The sequence below is a fragment of the Gilliamella sp. CG35 genome (genome assembly GCF_046635745.1).
Classification (GTDB): Bacteria; Pseudomonadota; Gammaproteobacteria; order Enterobacterales; family Orbaceae; genus Gilliamella; species Gilliamella apicola_I.
This window is the reverse complement of sequence record NZ_JBIDFH010000006.1, coordinates 1-23,543: the sequence shown is the minus strand read 5'-3', so window position 1 is coordinate 23,543 and position 23,543 is coordinate 1. Positions and strand designations below refer to the sequence as shown.

Sequence of the window (23,543 nt, the reverse complement as noted above, 5' to 3'; positions counted from 1 at the left end):
CGGATAAATGAAGTTTACATTAATGCTCACGTGTTTTTCTAAATTCAACATCCGGATAACGTTCCTGTGTTAAATTCAAATTCACCATACTTGGTGCAATGTAAGAAAGATTATCGCCACCATCCAGCGCTAAATTTTGTTCACATTTACGTTTAAATTCTTCCAATTTTTTCACATCACTACATTCTACCCAACGGGCGGTTGTGACGTTCACCGGTTCATAAATGGCTTCTACATTGTATTCCGATTTTAAGCGCGCAACCACAACATCAAATTGCAGCACACCGACCGCTCCGACAATCAAATCATTGTTGGATAAGGGTCTAAATACCTGTACAGCTCCCTCTTCTGACAACTGCACCAATCCTTTTAATAGCTGTTTTTGTTTAAGCGGATCTTTTAATCGTATCCGTCGGAACAATTCAGGCGCAAAATTAGGGATACCAACAAATTTAAAATCTTCACCCTGCGTAAACGTATCACCGATTTGAATCGTACCATGATTGTGCAATCCAATAATATCACCGGCATAAGCTTCTTCGACATGTTCACGATCACCTGCCATAAATGTCAAGGCATCAGAAATATTCACATCTTTGGCAATCCTCACATGGCGTAACTTCATGCCCTTTTCATACTTCCCTGACACGATACGCATAAAAGCAACTCGGTCACGATGTTTTGGATCCATATTAGCTTGAATTTTAAAGACAAAGCCACTAAATTTTTCTTCTGAGGATTTCACTTCTCGCTTATCCGCTTGACGAGGTTGTGGTGTTGGCGCCCAAGCAGTTAAGCCATCAAGCATATGATCGACACCAAAATTACCTAACGCTGTACCAAAAAAGACAGGGGTTAAATCACCAGATAAAAAAGCATCCAAATCAAACTCATTTGATGCACCTTGAACCAGTTCTAGCTCTTCCCGCAATTGCAGAGCTAAATCCTCACCCACCGCTGTATCTAATTCGGGGTTATTTAACCCTTTAATAATACGTACATCCTGAATAGTGTGACCTTTACCCGATTGATAAAGATAGGTTTCATCTTTTTTCAAATGATACACGCCTTTAAATAACTTACCACAACCAATCGGCCAAGTGATCGGTGCACATAGGATATTAAGCTCGTTTTCAACTTCGTCAAGCAGCTCCATTGGATCACGAATATCACGGTCTAACTTATTCATAAAAGTTAAAATTGGGGTATTACGTAACCGTGTCACTTCCATTAATTTACGAGTACGATCTTCCACCCCTTTAGCCGCATCAATGACCATTAAACAGCTATCCACTGCTGTCAATGTGCGATAGGTATCTTCCGAAAAGTCTTCATGCCCGGGGGTATCAAGTAAATTGACTAAACAATCATTATATGGAAATTGCATCACAGAAGTTGTGATAGAAATACCACGTTGTTTTTCCATCTCCATCCAGTCAGATTTTGCATGTTGAGCATTGGCTCCCCGCCCTTTTACCGTTCCGGCAGTTTGAATTGCGTGACCGAATAACAAAACCTTTTCGGTAATCGTGGTTTTACCGGCATCAGGGTGCGAAATGATAGCAAAAGTGCGACGAGCATTAACTTCGTCTAAATAAGCTTGTTCTGTCATAAAATTAACGTTCATTAACCTGTACAAAAATAATCGAGCATTTTAACAGGTATCGCTATGCATTGCCATGAATGTATTACCTGTGATTTTCCTTATTTAATTATCTCTGCATAATATCTTCACTAGCCTAGCCAATTTGTACATTTACAGTATAAAATAGCGCTGAACTACGCAAAAGTTTTATCAAAACGGAACTTTCTATGAATATTCGTGATTTGAAATTATTTTTACATTTATGTGAGACGTGTCATTTTGGCATGACAGCTAATGCTATGCATGTTAGCCCATCGACTTTATCACGGCAAATCCAACGCATGGAAGACTATTTTGGTCATCCGCTTTTTATACGTGATAATCGGCAAGTTCAAATCACCCAAGTTGGCGAAAAGGTCAAACGTTTTGCACTCCAAGTTATTAGTCAACATCAGCAATTAAAACAAGAGTTAGAATTATCCAATCAACAGCTCATTGGTGAATTAAGACTTTTTTGTTCAGTGACAGCCGCTTACAGCCATTTACCCGACATTTTAGACCAGTTTCGTATACATTACCCACTGATTGAAATCAAATTATCAACTGGCGATGCGGCAGATGCCGTTGAAAAAGTCCAGTCTAACGAGGCGGATCTCGCTATCGCAGGCAAACCGAAACAATTGCCTGCTGGTGTTGAATTTTTAAAATTTGGTGAAATTGAAATGGTTTTGTTAATACCCAAACTTAATAGCACCTTTAGTGATAAACTTCATCAAAAAAAGCCCGATTGGCATAATATCCCTTTCATTTTACCTGAGCATGGCCCAAGCCGACAACGTATTGATCTTTGGTTTAAGCAACAGAAAATTACCAGCCCTAAAATTTATGCCACCGTTGCCGGACATGAAGCCATTGTCTCAATGGTGGCATTAGGCTGCGGTGTTGCCCTATTACCGAAAGTTGTGATGGAAAACAGTCCCGAAAGAATAAGAGAGCGTATTACTGAATGGTCAACCAACTTAATGCAACCTTTTGACATAGGAATGTGTGTCCAAAAAAGGCGATTATCCGAAAAAATTATCGCGGCATTTTGGAACCTATCCAATCTAAATCATACCAAAAATTAGAAAATAATTTATAATGGATTTGTCATTCAAAAACTAACATTAACAGGATTGTTAATGTTTTTGATTGCAATGAATGATACGCAACTATTTAACAGTCTGACTATCAAAAAGGAATATTTGAAATGCAATTGCACAACTTTCACGTTAAAACATTATTATCATTATTACTTTTTAGCTCCACACTTATTCCAATTTCCTTGCACGCTCAACAAGATATTCAGACCGATTCTTCTCAAAATTACTCAATCTCAGCTCCCGACTGGCTACTTACCGAAGAAGCCGTTTATTACGATGGTGACAGTGATGACCTCGTTACGGCAGGTTTAGGATTTACTACCTTATCCACGTCAATTTATACCCCACATTTCAGTGATCCGACTCAGCCAACCATTCAAGAGCTACGGCAAGCAAAACTCAATCGTTTTATCAATATCAATAATGGTGAAGGCTCCTTATTTGGATTTAGACGCCAGGAATTAAGTCCCCTTTTTGATGGCAAAATTCCGGGATTTGAAATTTTAGCAACACTAAAATTAGAACAAGAAAAGGTGGGCATGTTACTGCAAATCCCGCTTGATTTTGATAAAAATAAACCATGTATTGTTGCAGTGCCTGCGACGGATTCAGACGGGTTATATAATGCAAAAGATGTGCAAATTCGTGGTTTATGGGGACTTCGGCACAATTGTGCGGTTGTTTATAATGATAAAGGTTTAGGCAATGGTATTTATGATATTGAGCATAAGCGTGGTTATGCCATAAATGGGCATACTCAATCTACTAATTTATTATTCGAACCCACTATTTTCAATAGAGATAGATTTATTAAAAAATATCCAAATCGCTATGCAATAAAACAACTCCATTCACGATTAAATTCTGAAGAAAGATGGGGCGAATTTGTATTAAAATCCATTGAATTTGCTTTTTATGCCCTTAATACACAATTCCCTTCTGATTCTAAGTTTCATTTTAATAAGGATAACACAATAGTTTTAGTTTATGGTGCAAGTGATGGTGGCGGTGCAGCATTAAAAGCAGGTGAACTTGATACTGACAATGTCATTAAAGGTATCGTTGCGGTTAATCCACAAATTCAACCCAATGTTGAAAATAGCACCGTTTCCATTCAATATAATAAAAGTGCTCCTCAAAAAATCGATTATAAATCAATTGCTGATTACAGTAGTTATGCGTCCCTGTATATTCCTTGTGCTATACCTGCTATTGTAGCTAAGCACAAAACGATCACTATTCCGTTTGCCGACAAATACCTTTATTCGCAAAACCGTTGTGATGCGCTAAAAAAAGAAAACTTATTAACAAAAGGTACCCCTGAAGAAGCACTTGAAAAATTACATAGCTATGGTTGGACGCCATCAATGGATATCCAACTCCCTTATTTTTATTATAAAGAAACAATTGGATTGCCTTATCAATATATCAGTGCCTATGGTCATTTTGATGTCACCGATAGAATGTGTGGTTACTCGGTCGCAAGTACGCAACAAAATCCGATAAATTATCAAGGTAAAGTTGCTAGTTTACACGAAGTGACATTTCAACAGCTATGGTCTTTTGCAACGGGTCATTTACCGATATGGTTAACGGATGATTCAACGGCTTTAGCACTGGTTAATAATGAAGATGCCTATTCACCAAGAAGCGATTTCTTTTCGGGTTCAGATAACAAAAAAGCCATTGACTATAATGCTAAGGGCGCCATATGTTTATATAAAAAATTAACGCATCCTCGAGTTAAATTTGGCATTAATCAAGTGAGTGCATCAGCAAATTTACATGGCACAAAAACCCTTATCGTTCATGCTCGTCATAACGTTAAACAGCTACCTGATTATACTGCACGTGCTTATGTCGCATTAAATAGCCAAGTAGAAGGTAACGCCTCGCAACTGCGCTATTATGAGATTGAAAACACCAGCTACTTGGATGGCACTTATCCATTTGATAATTCGCTCTTACCAATTGATTATTATGGGGAAGATGCCATGGAATGGTTATGGTTTCATTTAACGAATCATGCCTCTTTACCTGAAAGCCAGGTTGTTCGTGCAAAAGCCAGAGGTGGTAAAATAGGTTTTGCTCCACAATTGACCGAAAATACGCTTGTCCCTATTTCGCAAACACCAAACCAAAAGGATTTAATCACGACTGAAAACGGGAAAATTATATTACCCAATTAGTATCTACGGTAATTAGCAATCCGCTTAGGACAGATCCAAGTTATTAATTCACATTTGTTAAGTCTAATTTTACATTAATAACAGGTAGTCCTAGCGGTGATGATAACTAAATAGGATCAGCTATTATTAAACGACACATTTTAGGATACAAATTAAAAAACAGCGATTCGAATTCTTTGTAGTGCTGCTTAATATCATAAATAGTCTCTTTTAATAACCATAGCTTTGGTCGTCGGGTGGCCATACCATTAAGCACTTTTCCAACAAACTCAAGATTTGCGTAATTTTCTAACCATTTTCCATGCCACATAGACTGAATAAAATGCTGATAATGTTCAGGATAGAGATGAATAAAGGGCTGAATTTGTTGTCTGGTGTATTGGTCAAATTCAGACACTGATTGCCCCATGCCATAATCAGTCCAATGTTTAGATAAAAAATGATCCCATACAATATCAAGTGCAATCGGTGCGACACGTTGATGCGGTTTGATAAAGTGTGTTTTGGCTTGTTTCACTTCAGTCAAACTGTCGACCATGCTATCAATTTTACGATGTAACATGATACCGTCGGCTATCGTTTGCGGATAAACAAGATAAGGATCCCCTTTAACAAAATCAGCCACACTATTGCCAATTAAGGAGCTATTAGCTAAAGTGGCAAGATGTAAATGAGCCAGAATGTTCATCTTAATTACACGTTACTATTCACGATGTTTAAACTCCCCTTCAGCAAAACCATGTCGCCAATAACTAATAATATGAAATGCATCGGGGGGTAAATGAGGATAATTATCTTTAAGCGTATGTCGAATTTGCTGGGCTAAATCCCGCTCCATTCCGCCCCAAATAAGTAAATTATCACTATGGACAATATTCGCTTTTTTTATTGTTTCAACAAGTTGATTTGGCTGATTAACATCTTGTATCAGCCAGTTAACATGAGTATTTAGACTATTCTTCGGTAAAGCCATAATATCTGTTGGGTGATTGACTTCGATAAACGCTTGAACATTAACATTGTTAGGTAGGTGTTCAAGCGTATAACAAATGGCAGGTACAGCTGTTATATCACCAATCAACACCAAACTTTGCTGATTAAACATAAGTTTTGCCGCTGTGCCGACTAAACCTATCTGATCATTGACTTTAGCCTGCTGAGCCCAAACCGAAGCTAATCCCTCTTGATGAATGGCAAAATCAATCGTTAATTGCTGTGTCGTTTCATCATAATGACGAATACTGTAACTGCGAGCCAATTGACGAATCTTGTCATTTATCAGAATTTTATTATTGTCGTCTAATTGTGGAAAAATTATCGTTCCCGTTGAAGGATCAGCAAACAATAATTTTAAATGAGGACAAATCCATAAAGGATTAACCGTCAGCTGTTTATCACAACTAAAGTTAATTCGAATAAAACTATGCGATAACCTTTCAATTCTCAATACCGTTAAAAGTGCATTAACAATAGATGTTTGTTTTTTTCCTGTCATTATGGCTAACCTAATATTTCATTTTTAACTATCATACAACAAAACTTAAATTTTTAGGCTATCTTTTCAATTATTGCTCAGAAACACAGACAAACACACTCCACACAATTAGGCGGAATGTGATAACAGATGATGACAGTTTAAATTAATAAGTCAGTGAACCAAACGCATTACGCCAATCTTGTTCAAATTTTACTATCGCTGCATCTACAGCTGGATCGGAGATAAATAGTTCAGCTACATCCACCGGTAAGGTAATAGATTCACATCCGGCTAACAGACAATCTAATGCTTGCCTAGGTGTGCGAAAACTTGCCGCCAATACCATAGTTTGAGGACAATGTAACGCTAACAGTTTTTGTAACTCTTGCACGGTATCTTTACTGTTGCCGCCTTGGGCATCAATTCGATTGACATAAGGCGCAATATATTTAGCCCCAGCTAGCGCACCTAATAATCCCTGCCCTGCGCCATAAACAGCAGTGCCTAAAGTAGGGATTCCTTGTTGTGTTAAAGCTCTAATCGCTTTCAGTCCTTCTGCATTAACAGGAATCTTAGTAACAATATTGGGTACGACTCTTCTGAGTTGTTCTGCCTCTTTTATCATGGATGATGCATCGCTTGAAAGTACCTGTGCAAACAGTAATTTATCGGCGCCTAATAAATCATGCAGTGTCGATAATAAGGTAAAGAGTGATTGACCGGATTTTGCCACAATGCTTGGATTGGTTGTGACGCCTTTAATCGGTAAAATGGGGGCTAGACGTTTAATGGCTTCAATATCGGCGGTATCTAAATATAACTCCATGGTTAACTCCTGCTGAATGTTCAAATCATTAATCACTGTATTGATATCATACTAGATAATATTAAACCGATAGCCTAGATGACAATCCTGCAATTTACTGGATATTTGTACGCTTAATAAGAAAATGTGAGTGAGATCACACTAAAAACATTTTAAGAATATCCTAATGATAAAATTAACGATTTACTTGATACTTTAAAATACTATTTGGCAGTATATAATCATGGTTACGATACATAACTCGATTTATCTACGATATTATTTTATGAAGATAGCGATATGGCGATAACGATCAATGAAGTGTTAGCAAAATGCCTTAATCATCAACAAACGAATCAGATATATTTTGCTAATTATGCTCAATCAGCACCACTACTTGCTGATCAAGTCAGTTTACCCAGAATAGAAATCATGATAGAGGGAAAACAATCCATACAATGGGCAGACTATCAAGGAAACATTATTGAAAAAACGTTATTTCCTAGCGATCTTTTATATATTACAGCACAAAGTTGGAGCAAGCCCGCTTATACAACCCCCTTCACCACATTAAGCATCCTGTATGATAAACAACAAATTAGCATGACTATCAACCAGTGGGACGGTCAAGCACTGACATCTTATGATCAAATTAATGTACCTAGGCGAGGAGCACGTATTGGGGCGTTTATCATTCAAGCGCTAGCTGAACTAACTTGGCAGCATCAGCCTTGCGAGCGTGCTCCTACCGCTTATCATCTTATTCAAAGCTTATTAAGTCATACCTTCGACTTACTGAATGTTGATGTCGAAACCTCAACCAAAACAGTTAGCTTATTTGAGGCAATTCGGCAATATATTGATAGCCATTTTCGTGACGATATCACCCGAGATTTTCTCGCTAAAATGTTCTATATTTCACCCAATTATCTATCTCACCTATTCCAGCGAGAAGGTAAAATAGGTTTGAATGAATATCTTACCCATGTACGTCTGGAATATGCAAAAACTCGCCTTAGAGACTATGATTTAAATATCAAAGATATTGCCTTGGCTTCAGGTTTCAAAGATAGTCACTATTTTTGTCGAATCTTCAGAAAAAAAACTGAACGTACCCCTACCGAATACCGTCGCCAATATCATAGTAAATTATTACCGATGACGGATAACAACAAAACTAGTTAACTAAATTAATGGTTGTAAAAAGTAATTTCATTTGATATAGTTTCAAATGAAATTATCTAAATAAGGTGATGTGATGGCAATCCCGATAGCAACCGTTGAAAAACTGATTGAAAAATTTAAAGCTCGTGGACTCTCTTCAAACTATGACGAGATTTTTTTAAGTCGCTTATTGCAATTTAGTACCGAAGCACTATTAGAAAATTTGAATCAAACCTACCGACATTATCAATTAGATGATAAATTATTTGCGGTTTTATTAGTGATTAACGCCTTTCACCCTGAAGGGGTAAAACCATCGAAAATCAGTGAATTAACCAATTTTACTCGCGTACAAGTTACCCGTTTTGTTGATACACTGGTGGGAAATGACTTAGTCGCCCGCCAAGCTGATCCGCATGACCGCCGCTCACATTGCTTAATTTTAACCCAAAAAGGCATCAATTTTTTTCAATATGAAATACCGCCCATGGAAAAAAAAGTGGTTCAAGCTTGGCAAGTTATTACTCAAGAAGAACGCCAGCAGTTACGCTCAATTTTAACTAAACTTTTAAAACATCTTGCCGAGTAAACTAAATGAGAATATCCATGAAACAAAAAGGGCTTATCTCCCTGTTAATATTAATCATTATTGCAGTAATTTGGGCAATTTGGTTCATGTATAAAAGTCCTTCATCGCTGATTTTATATGGTAATGTGGATATCCGAACGGTAAACAGTAGCTTTCGTGTATCAGGACGCTTAATACAATTAAATCACGAAGAAGGTGATTCGATTAAACAAGGTGATCTATTAGCTAAACTGGATGCAAAACCTTATCAAATCGCTTTAAATAAAGCGAAAGCAAATTTAATGGTAAAGCAGGCGCAACTTGATTTAATGATAACCGGATATCGTAAAGAAGAAGTTGCCCAAGCAGCAGCACAAGTTTTACAATATCAAGCAAGTTATGATTATGCTGAAAATAACTACCAACGCATGGTCAAATTGATGAAATCATCATCCATTTCTAAAGATCAACTTGAAAACAGTTTAACCTTACGTAATCAAGCTAACGCTAATTTACAAACAGCAAAGCAAAAACTTGATCAACTTACTAATGGTTACCGAAAAGAAGAAGTTGAAGCTGCACAAGCCACCGTGCAAGCGGCTAAAGCCGAGTTAGACCAAGCGGAACTTAACTTATCGGATACCGAACTTTATGCACCAACCGACGGCACCATTTTAACTCGGGCAGTAGAATCAGGCACAATGTTAACCGCAGGATCCCCGATTTATGCTATATCTATAGACAGACCTGTCTGGGTACGTGCTTATATTGACGAGGTCAATTTACATCAAGCCACTCCGGGTAGAACTGTCTATGTTTATACCGATTCACAGCCAGATAAACCTTATATTGGACAGATTGGTTTTGTATCGCCTACGGCCGAATTTACACCTAAAACCGTCGAAACCCCTGTATTACGTACAGATTTAGTTTACCGCTTACGTATTCAAATCCGTCAAACTGGTGACGGTCAAGCGGATGATATGTTGCGCCAAGGCATGCCGGTAACGATTAAATTTGCAGAATAATCGCTATGACTAAACAAAATCGCCAGCAAATCAAACTCACTCATGTGACCAAAGTGTTTAAGCAAAAAAATCAGCAAGTCACTGTCGCACTAAAACCTTTATCGACAACAATTTTTGCACAGGGTGTGACAGGATTGGTTGGCCCTGACGGTGCAGGGAAAACAACACTATTGCGTATGCTGGCAGGCTTGCTTTCGCCAAGTGCAGGTCAAATTAATGTTGCGCAATATAATCCGACTGAAGATCGGGATCAATTGCGCGCAATTTTAGGCTATATGCCCCAAAAGTTTGGTCTTTACGAGGATTTGACGGTTAGTGAAAACCTTAATTTATTTGCTGATCTGCGACATATCAAACAAGAAGAACGTCAACAAATTTTTGCCAAACTCCTAAAATTCACCAATTTAACTAAATTTACCCAACGTTTGGCGGGCAAGTTATCGGGGGGAATGAAGCAAAAATTGGGGTTAGCATGTACTTTGCTTGGCGATCCACAAATATTATTACTTGATGAGCCTGGTGTTGGCGTGGATCCTATTTCACGCCAAGAACTTTGGCACATGGTTCATCAACTAGCCAAAGAAGGGATGTTAATTATCTGGAGCACCTCTTATCTTGATGAAGCCGAGCAATGTGAAACAATTTTACTGATGAATCAAGGTGAATTACTCTTTCAAGGTCAACCCTCATGTTTAACTGAACGTGTCAAAGATCGAGTTTACCTGCTCGCTTCGCCAATTTCACATCGTCGGTTATTACAAACGGCCTTAAAACTCCCTGAAGTCAGTGACGGCGTGATTGAAGGTGATCGTATTCGCTTAATACTCAAGCCGAATCACGCCATTGAACAAGTCATAGCAAAACTTGGGACAACTAACATCACTTATCAACCTACCTTAGGACGGTTTGAAGATGCGTTTATTGACCGATTAGGCGGAATAACTCAAAAAGAATCAATATTAACTAAAATTATGCCGCAGGTTGCCGGTCTGCCAAACGATATTGTCATAGAAGCAAAAGATCTTACCCGAACTTTTGGTCATTTTATTGCAACGGATCATGTTAATTTTGCCATAAAGCGTGGTGAAATATTTGGTTTATTAGGGCCCAATGGCGCAGGTAAATCGACAACATTTAAAATGATGTGTGGTTTATTACCAATTAGTGATGGGCAAGCGTTAGTATTGGGATTTGATCTCAAAAAAAGTGCAACTAAAGTACGTGAACGCATTGGCTATATGGCACAACGTTTTTCTTTATATGACAGATTAACTGTATTCCAAAATTTAAGCTTCTTTTCAGGTATCTACGGCTTAATAGGCAGTGAACAAACACTGCGCATGAATGAAATGATAACCGCATTTAATTTTGAGCCTATTTTAGACAAAACACCAGAATCACTCCCCTTAGGATTCAAACAGCGATTAGCTTTAGCCTGTGCGTTAATGCATAAACCCGATATTGTGTTTCTTGATGAACCGACATCTGGCGTCGATCCTATCACTCGTCGTGAGTTCTGGATCCATATCAACAGTTTAGTCGAAAAAGGGGTTACGGTCATGGTCACCACTCACTTTATGGACGAGGCAGAATATTGTGATCGCATTGCATTAATTAATGGTGGTAAGTTGATTGCTTTAGGCTCCCCCAACCAACTTAAGCAATCGGTCGCATGCAACGCCACCATGGAGCAAGCCTTTATTAAATTGGTGAACGACGCTAACTCAGGGGCAACAACATGATATTTTCACTCTCTCGAACATTAACATTGTGTAAAAAAGAGATGAAACAGATTATTCGTGACCCGAGCAGTTGGATCATGTCAATTATTATTCCATTAATATTACTCTTCTTATTTGGCTATGGTATCAGTTTAGATTCCAATAAAATCCGTGTTGGGGTATTAGTTGAACAAAAAAGTCAACCTGCGCATGATTTTGTCCAAGTGTTAAATGGTTCCCCCTATATTGAACCCATATATCTGGATAATCGTTCAGCATTATCGGCAAAATTAAATGCTGGCGAAATTCGAGGTATGCTTATCATTCCAGTTAATTTTGCTCAACAAGTGCAAAATAGGCAAGCAGCCATTCAGTTAATTACCGACGGAAGTGAACCGAATACCGCTAATTTTGTACAAGGCTATTTAACCGGTGTGTGGCAAATCTGGTTACAGCAGCGCAGTCAACAGCAATTAATGAATAGTCAACCAATGATTGACATGACTTCACACGTTTGGTTTAACTCCGCAGCAATCAGCAAAAATTTTATTTTGCCCGGTGCAATAACCATTATTATGACGATAATTGGCTCGATATTGACGTCGTTAGTCGTTGCTCGAGAATGGGAACGTGGCACAATGGAAGCATTGCTCTCTACCCCGATGACCAAGTTGGAGTTCTTATTATCTAAATTGATTCCCTATTACTTAATCGGTTTAATAGCCTTAATTATCTGTTTTATTGTCACCGTAGGCATTATGCATGTCCCTTTTCGTGGATCCTTTACGTTATTGTTACTACTCAGCAGTCTATTTTTATTGGTGATTTTGCAACTTGGCTTATTAATATCCACGCTTACGCGGAATCAATTTAATGCCGCAATGATAGCGTTAAATGCGGCCTATTTACCTGCGGTCATGCTGTCAGGTTTTGTATTTGAAATCAATAGCATGCCCGCTATCATTCAACTAGTTACCTATATCATTCCTGCACGTTACTACGTCAATATTCTACAAACCCTCTTTTTAGCGGGCGATATTTTTTCAGTCATGCTGATTAATGCAGGCTTTTTACTGATGTGTTTATTGCTGTTATTTGTGGTGATTTTCAAAAAAACCCGAATGCAATTAGATTAAGGTAAAGGAGTAATACTATGTTAAAATTTTTCAACACTATCGCCTTTTACCGCACATTAACTCTAATCAAAAAGGAGTTAGCCCTACTTTGGCAAGACAAACAGACACGCATTATCTTAATCGTGCCAGTATTGCTACAAATTTTTATCTTTCCCTTTGCTGCAACCTTGAATGTCAATAATGCGACCATTGCCGTTTATCGCCCCACGATTGATGAACCGACGACGGAGTTAATCGATCGGCTAGCCCATGCCAGCAGTTTTTCAAACGTATTGATATTAAATTCACAGCAAGCCATTACTGACACGATTAATCATCAAAAAGCCTTGGTAGTGGTACAATTTCCTGCTGACTTCTCTCGCAAGTTACTGAATGGACAATCGCCACAAATTCAAATAATTTTAGACGGTCGTAAATCAAATAGTGCCCAAATTGCCGCTAACTATATTCAACAAATTATTATGCAATATCAGCAACAAAATATGAATCAAGATAAGGGAGGATTAATCGTTCGTCACCGTTATAACAGTAATTTAGACTATAAACATTTTATCTTACCTTCGCTGGTTGCACTTATTACCACCATTGGCGTTATGATCGTAACCTCGTTATCAGTAGCGAGAGAACGTGAACAAGGCACGCTTGACCAACTACGTATTTCACCTTTAATGACATGGCAAATTTTTGTTGGTAAAGCGATACCGGCAATCATTGTGGCAACATTACAAGGAACAATCGTACTTATTGCCAGTATTTTTATATATCAAATACCGTTTCAAGGATCGTTTATTTGGTACTATCTCTGTATGATGAGTTACGGACTCTCTTTAGTGGGATTTGGATTATTTATATCTGCACTTTGCTCAACTCAACAACAAGCCTTTATCGGCATTATTACCTTTATGGTGCCGGCTATTTTACTATCTGGTTTTATTGCGCCAATCGAAAACATGCCACTCTGCTTACAGTATTTAACTGAAATCAATCCAGTGCGTCACTTTATCGAATTGACTAAACAGATTTATTTAAAAAACGTCAATTTTTCAATCATCTGGCAAAGTCTATGGAAGCTCTATGCAATCACCATACTATTAGGAGGTATGGCTTATTATTTATTTAAAAAATATATGTGAATTTAAAGAGAGCCTCACCTAACCTTATATGTTTAAATCAAATTCTGTTAACTGTTTTAGGATTACAATCCAATCATGACAATTCCTATTTAATAAACTTTCAGTAAGAGAATTGAACAACCACAATCGGCAAGTATCCACCAAACCCAAAGCAAATAAACACTTACAATACTTGGCAATGGGACTTTGACAATTATCACTTGTAAAACCGTCACACAACAATGTTCAATTTTTTGGAGGGATGAGAGAATCAAGAGAAGATTATATTATCCCCTCTTGATTTGAGCGTGTTCAATATTAGCAAAACCACTTATTCAAAAATTCTGATTGACATCCGAATGTTTATCGTCGTTAATCTAGTTTAGGATGTTGATCGACTAAATCTTGACGCTGTTCTTGCAGATTCTCGATTTGTTCATCAATATCTTCAACTTTTTGTTCAATTGAATCAAAATGATCCGATAAAATTTCTTTTGCTTCGCGACGATTTGAAGCAGCGGGTGTGGCGCCTCTTAATGGTTGATTTGCGGTTTCTCGCATTTTTAAACCAGTGACTAACCCAACCATTGCCACAACCATCAAATAGTATGCAGGCATATATAAGTTATTGGTTTCTTCGACAAGCCAAGCTGCCACTGTTGGGGTTGCCCCGGCAATTAATACCGAGATATTAAAAGCGATAGCTAACGCACTAAACCGGATATTGGTAGGAAAAATAGCGGGTAAAATAGATGCCATCACACCTGTAAAGCAATTAAGTAGTATGGCAAGTATTAGTAATCCCAAAAAGATTAAACCAATATTATCACTATTAATCATCATAAAGGCCGGATAAGCAAGAATAAGTAACCCCACACTACCGCCAATAATAAAGGGTTTTCGCCCAATTTTATCGCTTATTAAGCCAATCATGGGTTGAACAAATAGCATACCAATCATAATTGCAATAATCAGCAATACACCATGATCGGAATGATAGTTTAAATCATGCGATAGATAACTTGGCATATATGTCAGCAACATATAATAGGTAACATTGGTCACGATCACTAAGCCCACGCAGACCATAAAACTCTTCCAATATTGGGTTAAAATCTGTTTTAACGTAATTTTAGTTGGTTTTTCAGACCGTTGTTCATTAGACTCAGATTGTTGCTGAAAAGTGGGCGTTTCCTCAAGCGCATGACGCAAATACAGACCAATTACCCCTAAAGGTAACGCAAAAAAGAACGGGATACGCCATCCCCAATCTCGAAATTTGGCATCACCTAATAAAGTAGATAAAATGACAACCAATCCTGCACCAATTAAAAAACCTGCAATTGACCCAAAATCCAGCCAACTCCCCATAAATCCTCGTTTACGATCAGGCGAATATTCAGCCACAAAGGTTGCCGCTCCAGAATATTCACCACCAATTGAAAATCCTTGTGCTAATTTTGCCAGTAACAATAAGATTGGTGCGGTAATCCCAATAGTTGCATAAGAAGGAATTAAGCCAATACAAAAGGTACTTAACGACATAATCACAATTGTCATAGACAGCACCTTTTGCCGTCCTAATTTGTCACCTAATAAACCAAACACCACACCGCCCAATGGACGCACTAAAAAAGGGACTGAAAAAGTGGCTAACGCAGCGACAACTTGAACACTGGGCGATGCATTTGAAAAGAACACCTGCCCTAATATATAGGCTAAGAAACCATATACACCAAAATCAAACCACTCCATCGCATTACCGAGTGCAGCAGCCGTAATGGCTTTTTTAAGCTTACTATCATCAATAATGGTAATATCATCAATATTCAAAGGTTTTATAATTGACTTTTTTGCCTTCTTCATAAAAAACCGCCTATTTTCATGCAAATTATGGAATAAGTTGAATACAATTTTGATAAAGACTTGCTATAGTGCTTTAGTGACAACAAATGGTTTATTGATTACTTAAATTTTGAAGATATACAAGGAACAGAAAAAGAATTAAACGATTTATCGTTATTACTATCAATCAATTAAGTTTGATAATTACGTTTAGTTTGACAAAAAAATAGGCTTTAATTATAGCAACATAAGATCAGGTTGTAAAATTACAACCAATCTGATAGTTGAAACTTTCACGTCAATATATTCGATACAATTCTGGTTAAATTTTTTTAAAATAGCTGTTCTACCCTTCTCTAAATCGTTCACCTGTAACAAATTTAACTTTACCTAGTATCCCATGAAATAATCCTTTAAAATGACGTTACTAAAACTGATGAGGTAATTCCTATGCGCTGGAGAGACCAAAGAGAGAGTGATAATATTGAAGATCGCCGCTCACAATCAGGAAGTGAATTAGGAACGCGAATTCCTATTGGTGGTAAAGGTAGAGTTGTTCTATTCATTGTTGTTTTAATCGCCGGCTATTATGGCGTTGATTTAACGGGTTTACTCAATTCTGATGTTATTGATCTTAATAGCACTCCACAAAACAGCGCTGAGTATGCGATTGATGATCCGCAAGCAGCGAAATTTACGTCGGTCATTTTAGCCAGCACCGAAGATTATTGGAGCCAGGAATTTAAACGCCTCGGCAAAACCTATATCCCACCCAAATTAGTTCTTTATACAGGTTCAACGCAAACCTCTTGCGGTACTGGTCAAACCTTTATGGGGCCGTTTTATTGCAGTATTGATAAAACGGTTTATCTGGACACTTCTTTCTATCAAGAGATGAAACAGCGACTAGGCGGTGGCGGTGATTTTGCGCAAGGTTATGTCATTGCCCATGAAATCGGTCACCATGTGCAAAATCTACTCGGCACATTTAATCAACTAAAACAATTTAAACAATATTCCGATGTTAGCGATAATCAATTATCAGTAAGATTAGAATTGCAAGCCGATTGCTATGCAGGGTTATGGGGAAATGCAGTTCAAAAACAGAACTTACTTGAAGTTGGTGATATCGAGCAAGCACTGAACACAACCGAAGCCATTGGTGATGATCGCCTACAACGACAACGTGATGGCTATGTAGTGCCCGATAGTTTTACACATGGCACGTCGAAACAACGTTACGCTTGGTTTAAAAAAGGGTTTGATAGTGGTTCAATTGAACAATGTGACACTTTTACTGAGTAACGAACAACATAAGGAAACAAAATGGATGTCAAATTAGTGAATCGTATTTTATTAGTGAATGATGACGGCATCGATGCCCAAGGTATCAAAATATTAAAAAATGTGGCGGAAAAACTGGCTCATGAAGTTTGGGTAGTGGCGCCAATTATAGATCAAAGCGGCGTGTCTTGTTCCGTCAGTTTAAAAGCCCCATTCAGAGTTTCTAAACGTTCTCATACCGAATACGCCGTTTATGGTACGCCAGCAGATTGCATGTTATTTGCATTAAAACATCTAATGACAGACCAATTACCTGATTTAGTCTTATCCGGTATTAATAATGGGTCTAATGTTGGATTTGAAACGATTTTATCGGGTACCGTTGGGGCAGCCATGATGGCGATGACCCTTGGCGTACCGGCAATGGCATTAAGCCAAGTGAGCAGTGAAGATAATCAACCGACAAATTGGCATTGTGCCATTCACCATGCTGAAAACGTCATTCGAAAATTGCATGGGTTATCAATGCCTAAAAACATCTGTTTTAATGTCAATTTTCCAGATTGTAATGCTGATCAAATAAAAGGATATAAACTCACCAAACAAGGGGAACCGGATGTAAGCGAACTGATACTCACCCCGACTAAAGACCCAGAAGGACATGACTATTTTTGGTTCAGAGCTAAACGAAATCAAACCGCTTGCCATAAAGACAAAGAACTGGATATAGCAAACAGTGGCTACGTTGCAATCACGCCTATGAGTTATGAAAGAACACATTATCCTAGTCTTAACACATTGCAAAATGCGTTAAATTTTGACTAATGCTTAATGCGTACGTCTTTCCTATATCGAAAGACGTACAAAGACTATTAAGGATTTGATTTTGATTCGTTAACAAAAGCACAAAACAGGAAAGAAACCGCCACCATAATTAAAGCGATCCAATATATCATTTCATGTCCAAATGCTTTAGAGACGAAACCTTGAATCAGACCGGCAATGATAACGCTACACGTTATACCATTATTAAAAAGCGTTGAAGCAACGCCCATTCGGGTAGGAAGAAGATCTTGAAAATAGATAATTCCAATATTCGCCACAATACCGATGAAAAGCGCATTAAAAATTTGCAATGAAAATAATGCCACTTCATTTTTGAACAGGATGATGCCAATATAAAACAGAACACCACAGCCAATTGCAATAAAAAATAGATTACGTTTTCCTAAATAAGGTACTAAAAAACCGGCAATTAGCATAACCGGAATTTCGATTCCTGCAGCAAGCCCCATTAACTGACCCGGCAAGGAATCCGACAGATGTAAACTCGATTTTATATATAATGGCATATCGATGATATACATCATATTCGCCGTCCACATAAATACGGTTGATAAAAATAAAAAAACCACATTTTTATTTTGGAATAACGGTTGATTTATCTCCTGCTGATTCATAGCTTGAGTTTGCTGTGTAGCCGGATTTTTTTCGACTGAAGGCAAAAAAATGGCGACAAAGATCATCGCAACAAAAAACATCCCCATTGCACTTAGATACATGGTAGTAAAACCATAATTGATCGCTAACGCAAATGACAAAGGTGGACCAATAACCCAAGCCAAGGAAAGTTGAGCTCGAATAAGTGAGTTAAATGCCACAACATTACGACCCGTTTTAACCGCATACTCACGTGCTAACGCAAAAATTTGTGGCATTGCCGCTGAGGATAATGCCGCAAATAACACGCCCAACGTAATCAAAAAGACATAGTGCCGAGAAAAGGCAAAAACCAGACTATTGAAAACCCCCATTAAACAACAGAATATGACAATGAGTCGTCTGTCACCTTTTTTATCCGAATATTTCGCCAACAAGAAACTCCCCACAATACTGGCAATCGCATTGACTGAATAAAAAAGACCGACAAGAATGGGATCAACATTGACTTCATCAGTTAAAAAACGACTTAATGTCGGAGATTGTAAAGCGCCTGCGATTCCGATAATGAAAGTAGTAACAAGAAAAGCAGTAAAAATTACCCCTTTTAATTGTCGAAAAGATGAAGTACTCGGCATAGTGATTTCCTGTATATAGAATGAAATAATTATATACTGAAAATAAGCATAACAAAAAACATGTTAAGCATTCGGGTTTAATCCCGCATGACTTGTTTTCAATCCTTTTTAATTAATACAAACCAAACCTTGACAAATATCATTAAAAAAAGATTTATTTTTAATGATACAAGCGTACAATAAAAATCATCAACTAGCCGAGGTAACGTTATGTTATATAATAACAAATCCACTCATCAGCACGCTGATCATCACTGCCATGATAGCTGCCAAAACATCACACATAATCATGCACATAATTCACTTCATGCCCGTAATATTAATAAAAACCATCAATCCAATCTGGGGCGTGAAAATCATGATCATATTCAAACGCAAACCAATGATCTTGATCCTCCACCCGATGAACCTGACCAGCAAAGCCCAACTGTCAAATTAACATGGAAAATTCAAGGCATGGATTGTGCGCATTGCGCCCAAAAAATTGAAAATGGAATCAAAACGTTACCCGATATCAATCAAATAAAAATGACGTTTTCAACTGGAAAACTCATGGTATTTGTGCCCAACAAAAATAAAGAAATTATCAAACTCATTGAAGATAAAGTGGTTGAATTAGGTTATACCCCTATTTTTGAATCTTCGCCACATCATCATCATGAGCATTCACACAGTTTGGATAAAAAAGCGCTACTGCCTTTAGTGACGCTGGGTATCTTAATTGTAATAAGTTATATCATCCTGTTAATCAATCATGATATAGGTAAGTATGCCTTCATTGTTACGGCTATAATTGGCATCATTCCAATAGCCAAAGAAGCAATTATCTTAACCCGTAGTGGCACTCCCTTTGCCATTGAAACGCTAATGAGTATTTCAGCAATTGGTGCGCTATTTATCGGTGCCGCAGAAGAAGCCACCATGGTGATTTTTTTGTTTATGATTGGCGAAATGCTTGAAGGGATTGCCAGCAATAAAGCTAAAAAAGGTATTTCCTCACTGGTTAAATTAATGCCAGAAGAAACCGTGATTGTTGTTGACGGAAATCGAAAAACGGTGGCAAGTCATAGTCTTAAACCTGACGATATTATCGAAATATCATCAGGCGGTCGATTACCGGCAGATGTGATCTTAATCAGTGAGCAAGCCAGCATTGATGAAAGCGCACTAACAGGGGAATCGATTCCAGTCAATTATTTATATGGTGATAAAATTTTAGCTGGCTCACTAGTGGTAGATAACACCATTCAATTAAAAGTTGTCTCAGAAACAGGACAAAACGCTGTTGACCGTATTTTACAACTTATTGAAGATGCTGAAGAACGCAAAGCACCGATAGAGCGATTTATTGATCGATTTAGTCGCTATTATACCCCTGCTATTGCCCTATTATCGCTATTAGTAATGGTTATTCCGCCTCTATTGATTCAGACTGATTGGTACACATGGATTTATCGTGGATTAACTTTACTATTAATAGGTTGCCCATGTGCGTTAGTTATTTCAACACCGGCTGTTATTACTTCTGCGTTATCGAGTGCGGCTAAATATGGTGTGTTAATTAAAGGCGGTGCAGCCCTAGAACATATAGGTTCAATCAAAATGATTGCTTTTGATAAAACCGGAACCCTGACCGAAGGCAAACCTCAAGTTACCGATGTTATCAATCGTGATATCACAACCGAACACTTGTTAACTGTTGTTGCTGCGGTGGAAAGTGGATCACATCATCCGTTAGCCAAAGCTATCCTTGACTATGCTAAACAAAATAAGATTGTTTTTACTGAAGCTAATAATCGTAAAGCGATTGCTGGGGTCGGTATTCAAGGAGATATCAATCAAGAGACTTTTTACGTTGTAGCTCCGAATAGGCTCGATACCCTTTCAACCCAATTAACAAAAGAAGATGCACAGCTTATACAACAGCTTGAAACTGAAGGAAAAACGGTTGTCGTTGTAGTATCTCATCAAAAATTATTGGGTATCATTGCTTTGCAAGATGTACTTCGCCAAGATGCGGTCAGTGCACTCAATCAACTTCATCAATTAGGCTTAAAAACCTTGATGTTAACAGGCGATAATGAACGAGCAGCCAAAGCTATTGCCCAACAACTCAATATTGATTACCGAGCGGAACTTTTACCAGCCGATAAATTAAATGAAATTGAAAAAATAAGCACCACAACCGCTATTGCCATGGTTGGCGATGGTATTAATGACTCCCCTGCCATGAAAGCCGCTACTGTAGGTATTGCAATGGGTAGCGGAACAGATGTCGCACTCGAAACAGCCGATGCGGCTTTAACCAAAAATAGTTTATTGAGTTTACCAAAATTGATACGTTTAACGCGCTTTGCTAACCGTAATATCAAACAGAATATTACGATTGCTTTAGGCATTAAGTTGATATTTTTAATTACCAGCCTATTTGGTATTACAGGACTTTGGCTTGCTGTATTAGCTGATTCGGGAACAACAGCGATTGTCACAGCCAATGCATTAAGATTGCTTAAACTTAAAAAATAAGGATTATAAATGACAAGTTGCAGAAACGCCATTGTCAAAAAATGAGTTTTTAGACGTTTTAAAACCATATGGCATCTATCTACGCCCACCAAGCAGGGATTTTCACAAAATGCCTGCTTGGAACTATTTAAGAATAAAGGAAACCTTACCGATTATTCATATTTGTTCGCATGCGAACAGTTTATCCCTGTGTGTATAGGGAACACTAATTATAACCTATTGTTTATTAATTAAAATAGGGAGGTGTAAAATTCTACCGATTTTTTGTTGTTTTTTTAGGCGATTTAGTTTAATAGACATTATGGATGTAATTTTATAATTATCATATAGTTACTTGCTATCATGGAGTTTTTTTAGCGGAAACTCTTTTGCAATTTTTACTGCGCACCGAGCAATTCTTGAGAACAAGATAACATGTTACTTTTTGGTAGATGATTTTAACGAACGACTTTATATTGATCTTACCTTTAGCTTCTTGTTTTATTCGGCTTTATGCCGAATGTTATAACCATTAATTCGTAGACAGATGTTATAACAATAGTTAGAAGTTTGATAACAGAAGAAATAATTAGGAGTTTGAACAAAGCGTTAATTTTTAGATCTTTGAAAATGATGGCTATCCCTATTCATTTAAGGAACACGATAATTTTAAAGATAGCCCTATTTGAGGGGAACGATTTATCCCTATGTGCATAGGGAACACGCACATCTAAGAATTTCGGCGTTTAATTCTATTCGGTTTATCCCTAGGTATATATAGGGAACACCGCCTGAGCCTCGCTTAGATTTTCTTTTAGCCACGGTTTATCCCTGTGTATACAGGGAACACATGCTGATTTCGGTAGGCGTTGAATCGCCGATCGGTTTATCCCTGTGTATACAGGGAACACCAGTCGGTTAAACGCGGCACGAGCCAAACTCCGCGGTTTATCCCTGTGTATACAGGGAACACAGGATAACCGAATAGAAAAAAATCGGCAGATCCGGTTTATCCCTGTGTATACAGGGAACACATTTACGTTTAATACCTGTATCGATTGTGTTTCGGTTTATCCCTGTGTATACAGGGAACACGCCGTCAAGGTGCTTTATTTTTACTATGACTACGGTTTATCCCTGTGTATACAGGGAACACAAATCGCCTCCTGTGTTAACAATCGGCTCCGGCTGGTTTATCCCTGTGTATACAGGGAACACGATCACAACGGCGTTAAAATCTGCCCCGTGCGCGGTTTATCCCTGTGTATACAGGGAACACTAAATAATTTACAAATTCATGTATTCCAGTAACGGTTTATCCCTGTGTATACAGGGAACACCCTAATTATAACCTATTGTTTATTAATTAAAATAGCAAAGTGTAAAATTCTACCAACTTTTTTGTTGTTTTTTTAGGCGATCTGCTTTGTTAGCTATCTAAAATAGAATTAAATATTTATCATATAGTTAGTTACTTTCCAAATGTTATTTTAGGCATTTCATCTTTTTACAACTTTCTTGCGCACCAGCCTATTTTTGCCTACAGCCTGACTTGTCTTGTTTCGTTAATTGATCATGACTAATTGCCATGTATCATCTTCCTTTTGTGCCCTCGCCTTATTTTTACTTAACTAATGGGCTATCACATTAATTCACTTAGCAAATTTAAGCGATAAATAATCAGTTAATGTTTAAAAGTATGTTCAATAATTTTATGGATGAAGAGGTTGTTCTTTAGCAACTAAATACACGGGCGCTATATTTTCAATCGTTTAAAAATTAACAATTGATGATTAAACCGAACATAAAGAAATTATATCCAGATTCAAAGAGCCAGAAATAAATTCATTATTCTGACTTTTATCGGTTATTGCTTATGCAATACCATTTGATTAATGATTTAT

Annotated in this window: 17 protein-coding genes and 1 CRISPR repeat array; of the genes, 11 read left to right on the top strand and 6 right to left on the bottom strand. The window is 37.7% G+C overall.

The genetic code is table 11. The features are described from left to right. Window positions 1–19 precede the first annotated feature (19 nt). Window positions 20–1,612 (bottom strand): peptide chain release factor 3, encoded by a 1,593-nt coding sequence (gene prfC, locus ACGH4F_RS04070; RefSeq protein ID WP_411590108.1) that lies wholly within the window; start codon window positions 1,610–1,612, stop codon window positions 20–22. A gap of 200 nt (window positions 1,613–1,812) precedes the next feature. Between prfC and ilvY the strand changes: the two genes are divergently transcribed. Further along, window positions 1,813–2,712 carry an HTH-type transcriptional activator IlvY gene (gene ilvY, locus ACGH4F_RS04065; RefSeq protein WP_267352206.1) on the top strand — a complete coding sequence of 300 codons (900 nt, stop codon included), beginning with the start codon at window positions 1,813–1,815 and terminating at the stop codon, window positions 2,710–2,712. 122 nt (window positions 2,713–2,834) lie between these two features. Continuing rightward, window positions 2,835–4,916, top strand: a complete 2,082-nt coding sequence (locus ACGH4F_RS04060; RefSeq protein ID WP_267359255.1) for a 3-hydroxybutyrate oligomer hydrolase family protein — start codon at window positions 2,835–2,837, stop codon at window positions 4,914–4,916. A 106-nt stretch (window positions 4,917–5,022) separates the two neighbouring features. Here ACGH4F_RS04060 and ACGH4F_RS04055 read toward each other — a convergent pair whose 3' ends face one another. The 3 genes from ACGH4F_RS04055 to fsa all read right to left on the bottom strand — a co-directional run bounded on the left by ACGH4F_RS04055 (window position 5,023) and on the right by fsa (window position 7,219). Beyond that, complete coding sequence (locus ACGH4F_RS04055; RefSeq protein ID WP_411590105.1) at window positions 5,023–5,604, bottom strand: ACP phosphodiesterase; 582 nt, start codon at window positions 5,602–5,604, stop codon at window positions 5,023–5,025. Between the two features lie 15 nt (window positions 5,605–5,619). Continuing rightward, window positions 5,620–6,411, bottom strand: coding sequence for a siderophore-interacting protein (locus ACGH4F_RS04050; RefSeq protein WP_411590103.1), 792 nt, complete (start codon window positions 6,409–6,411; stop codon window positions 5,620–5,622). Between the two features lie 145 nt (window positions 6,412–6,556). Further along, window positions 6,557–7,219, bottom strand: a complete 663-nt coding sequence (fsa, locus tag ACGH4F_RS04045) for a fructose-6-phosphate aldolase (RefSeq protein WP_294827079.1) — start codon at window positions 7,217–7,219, stop codon at window positions 6,557–6,559. Window positions 7,220–7,498: 279 nt separating this feature from the next. Here fsa and ACGH4F_RS04040 point away from each other — a divergent pair, with 279 nt between their 5' ends. The 6 genes from ACGH4F_RS04040 to ACGH4F_RS04015 all read left to right on the top strand — a co-directional run bounded on the left by ACGH4F_RS04040 (window position 7,499) and on the right by ACGH4F_RS04015 (window position 13,948). After that, on the top strand, window positions 7,499–8,383 hold the full coding sequence (locus ACGH4F_RS04040; protein ID WP_411590100.1) for a helix-turn-helix transcriptional regulator: 885 nt from the start codon (window positions 7,499–7,501) through the stop codon (window positions 8,381–8,383). A gap of 73 nt (window positions 8,384–8,456) precedes the next feature. After that, window positions 8,457–8,951 carry a MarR family winged helix-turn-helix transcriptional regulator gene (locus ACGH4F_RS04035; protein WP_411590099.1) on the top strand — a complete coding sequence of 165 codons (495 nt, stop codon included), beginning with the start codon at window positions 8,457–8,459 and terminating at the stop codon, window positions 8,949–8,951. Between the two features lie 17 nt (window positions 8,952–8,968). Beyond that, window positions 8,969–9,958, top strand: a complete 990-nt coding sequence (gene hlyD, locus ACGH4F_RS04030) for a secretion protein HlyD (protein ID WP_411590097.1) — start codon at window positions 8,969–8,971, stop codon at window positions 9,956–9,958. A gap of 5 nt (window positions 9,959–9,963) precedes the next feature. Beyond that, window positions 9,964–11,700, top strand: a complete 1,737-nt coding sequence (locus ACGH4F_RS04025; protein WP_411590095.1) for an ATP-binding cassette domain-containing protein — start codon at window positions 9,964–9,966, stop codon at window positions 11,698–11,700. Then, window positions 11,697–12,815 carry an ABC transporter permease gene (locus ACGH4F_RS04020; RefSeq protein ID WP_411590094.1) on the top strand — a complete coding sequence of 373 codons (1,119 nt, stop codon included), beginning with the start codon at window positions 11,697–11,699 and terminating at the stop codon, window positions 12,813–12,815. Before ACGH4F_RS04025 ends, ACGH4F_RS04020 begins: the two co-directional genes overlap by 4 nt. A 17-nt stretch (window positions 12,816–12,832) precedes the next feature. Next, window positions 12,833–13,948 carry an ABC transporter permease gene (locus ACGH4F_RS04015; RefSeq protein ID WP_411590092.1) on the top strand — a complete coding sequence of 372 codons (1,116 nt, stop codon included), beginning with the start codon at window positions 12,833–12,835 and terminating at the stop codon, window positions 13,946–13,948. Window positions 13,949–14,299: 351 nt separating this feature from the next. Here the strand turns inward: ACGH4F_RS04015 and proP are convergent, their stop codons facing one another. Continuing rightward, a complete protein-coding gene (proP, locus tag ACGH4F_RS04010) occupies window positions 14,300–15,793 on the bottom strand; it encodes a glycine betaine/L-proline transporter ProP (RefSeq protein WP_411590090.1) in 1,494 nt (497 codons plus the stop codon). 429 nt (window positions 15,794–16,222) lie between these two features. Between proP and ACGH4F_RS04005 the strand changes: the two genes are divergently transcribed. Together ACGH4F_RS04005 and surE are read left to right on the top strand one after the other, a co-directional pair. Then, window positions 16,223–17,077: a neutral zinc metallopeptidase gene (locus ACGH4F_RS04005; RefSeq protein ID WP_267352218.1), complete on the top strand. Its 855-nt coding sequence runs from the start codon at window positions 16,223–16,225 to the stop codon at window positions 17,075–17,077. A gap of 21 nt (window positions 17,078–17,098) precedes the next feature. Beyond that, window positions 17,099–17,881 (top strand): 5'/3'-nucleotidase SurE, encoded by a 783-nt coding sequence (gene surE, locus ACGH4F_RS04000; RefSeq protein WP_411590088.1) that lies wholly within the window; start codon window positions 17,099–17,101, stop codon window positions 17,879–17,881. Window positions 17,882–17,928: 47 nt separating this feature from the next. Here surE and ACGH4F_RS03995 read toward each other — a convergent pair whose 3' ends face one another. After that, on the bottom strand, window positions 17,929–19,134 hold the full coding sequence (locus ACGH4F_RS03995; RefSeq protein ID WP_411590086.1) for an MFS transporter: 1,206 nt from the start codon (window positions 19,132–19,134) through the stop codon (window positions 17,929–17,931). A 210-nt stretch (window positions 19,135–19,344) separates the two neighbouring features. Between ACGH4F_RS03995 and ACGH4F_RS03990 the strand changes: the two genes are divergently transcribed. Continuing rightward, window positions 19,345–21,660 (top strand): zinc/cadmium/mercury/lead-transporting ATPase, encoded by a 2,316-nt coding sequence (locus ACGH4F_RS03990; RefSeq protein ID WP_411590084.1) that lies wholly within the window; start codon window positions 19,345–19,347, stop codon window positions 21,658–21,660. 800 nt (window positions 21,661–22,460) lie between these two features. Beyond that, a CRISPR array of direct repeats spans window positions 22,461–22,979; the repeat unit is 29 nt; unit sequence CGGTTTATCCCTGTGTATACAGGGAACAC. Window positions 22,980–23,543: the final 564 nt, after the last annotated feature.

Bases quoted from the DNA above. Each gene is read 5' to 3' on its own strand.
- prfC (WP_411590108.1), bottom strand. From the start codon at position 1,612: ATGACAGAACAAGCTTATTTAGACGAAGTTAATGCTCGTCGCACTTTT.
- ACGH4F_RS04050 (WP_411590103.1), bottom strand. From the start codon at position 6,411: ATGACAGGAAAAAAACAAACATCTATTGTTAATGCACTTTTAACGGTA.
- ilvY (WP_267352206.1), top strand. From the start codon at position 1,813: ATGAATATTCGTGATTTGAAATTATTTTTACATTTATGTGAGACGTGT.
- proP (WP_411590090.1), bottom strand. From the start codon at position 15,793: ATGAAGAAGGCAAAAAAGTCAATTATAAAACCTTTGAATATTGATGAT.
- surE (WP_411590088.1), top strand. From the start codon at position 17,099: ATGGATGTCAAATTAGTGAATCGTATTTTATTAGTGAATGATGACGGC.
- ACGH4F_RS04020 (WP_411590094.1), top strand. From the start codon at position 11,697: ATGATATTTTCACTCTCTCGAACATTAACATTGTGTAAAAAAGAGATG.
- ACGH4F_RS04060 (WP_267359255.1), top strand. From the start codon at position 2,835: ATGCAATTGCACAACTTTCACGTTAAAACATTATTATCATTATTACTT.
- ACGH4F_RS04005 (WP_267352218.1), top strand. From the start codon at position 16,223: ATGCGCTGGAGAGACCAAAGAGAGAGTGATAATATTGAAGATCGCCGC.
- ACGH4F_RS03995 (WP_411590086.1), bottom strand. From the start codon at position 19,134: ATGCCGAGTACTTCATCTTTTCGACAATTAAAAGGGGTAATTTTTACT.
- fsa (WP_294827079.1), bottom strand. From the start codon at position 7,219: ATGGAGTTATATTTAGATACCGCCGATATTGAAGCCATTAAACGTCTA.
- ACGH4F_RS04025 (WP_411590095.1), top strand. From the start codon at position 9,964: ATGACTAAACAAAATCGCCAGCAAATCAAACTCACTCATGTGACCAAA.
- ACGH4F_RS04015 (WP_411590092.1), top strand. From the start codon at position 12,833: ATGTTAAAATTTTTCAACACTATCGCCTTTTACCGCACATTAACTCTA.
- hlyD (WP_411590097.1), top strand. From the start codon at position 8,969: ATGAAACAAAAAGGGCTTATCTCCCTGTTAATATTAATCATTATTGCA.
- ACGH4F_RS03990 (WP_411590084.1), top strand. From the start codon at position 19,345: ATGTTATATAATAACAAATCCACTCATCAGCACGCTGATCATCACTGC.
- ACGH4F_RS04035 (WP_411590099.1), top strand. From the start codon at position 8,457: ATGGCAATCCCGATAGCAACCGTTGAAAAACTGATTGAAAAATTTAAA.
- ACGH4F_RS04040 (WP_411590100.1), top strand. From the start codon at position 7,499: ATGGCGATAACGATCAATGAAGTGTTAGCAAAATGCCTTAATCATCAA.
- ACGH4F_RS04055 (WP_411590105.1), bottom strand. From the start codon at position 5,604: ATGAACATTCTGGCTCATTTACATCTTGCCACTTTAGCTAATAGCTCC.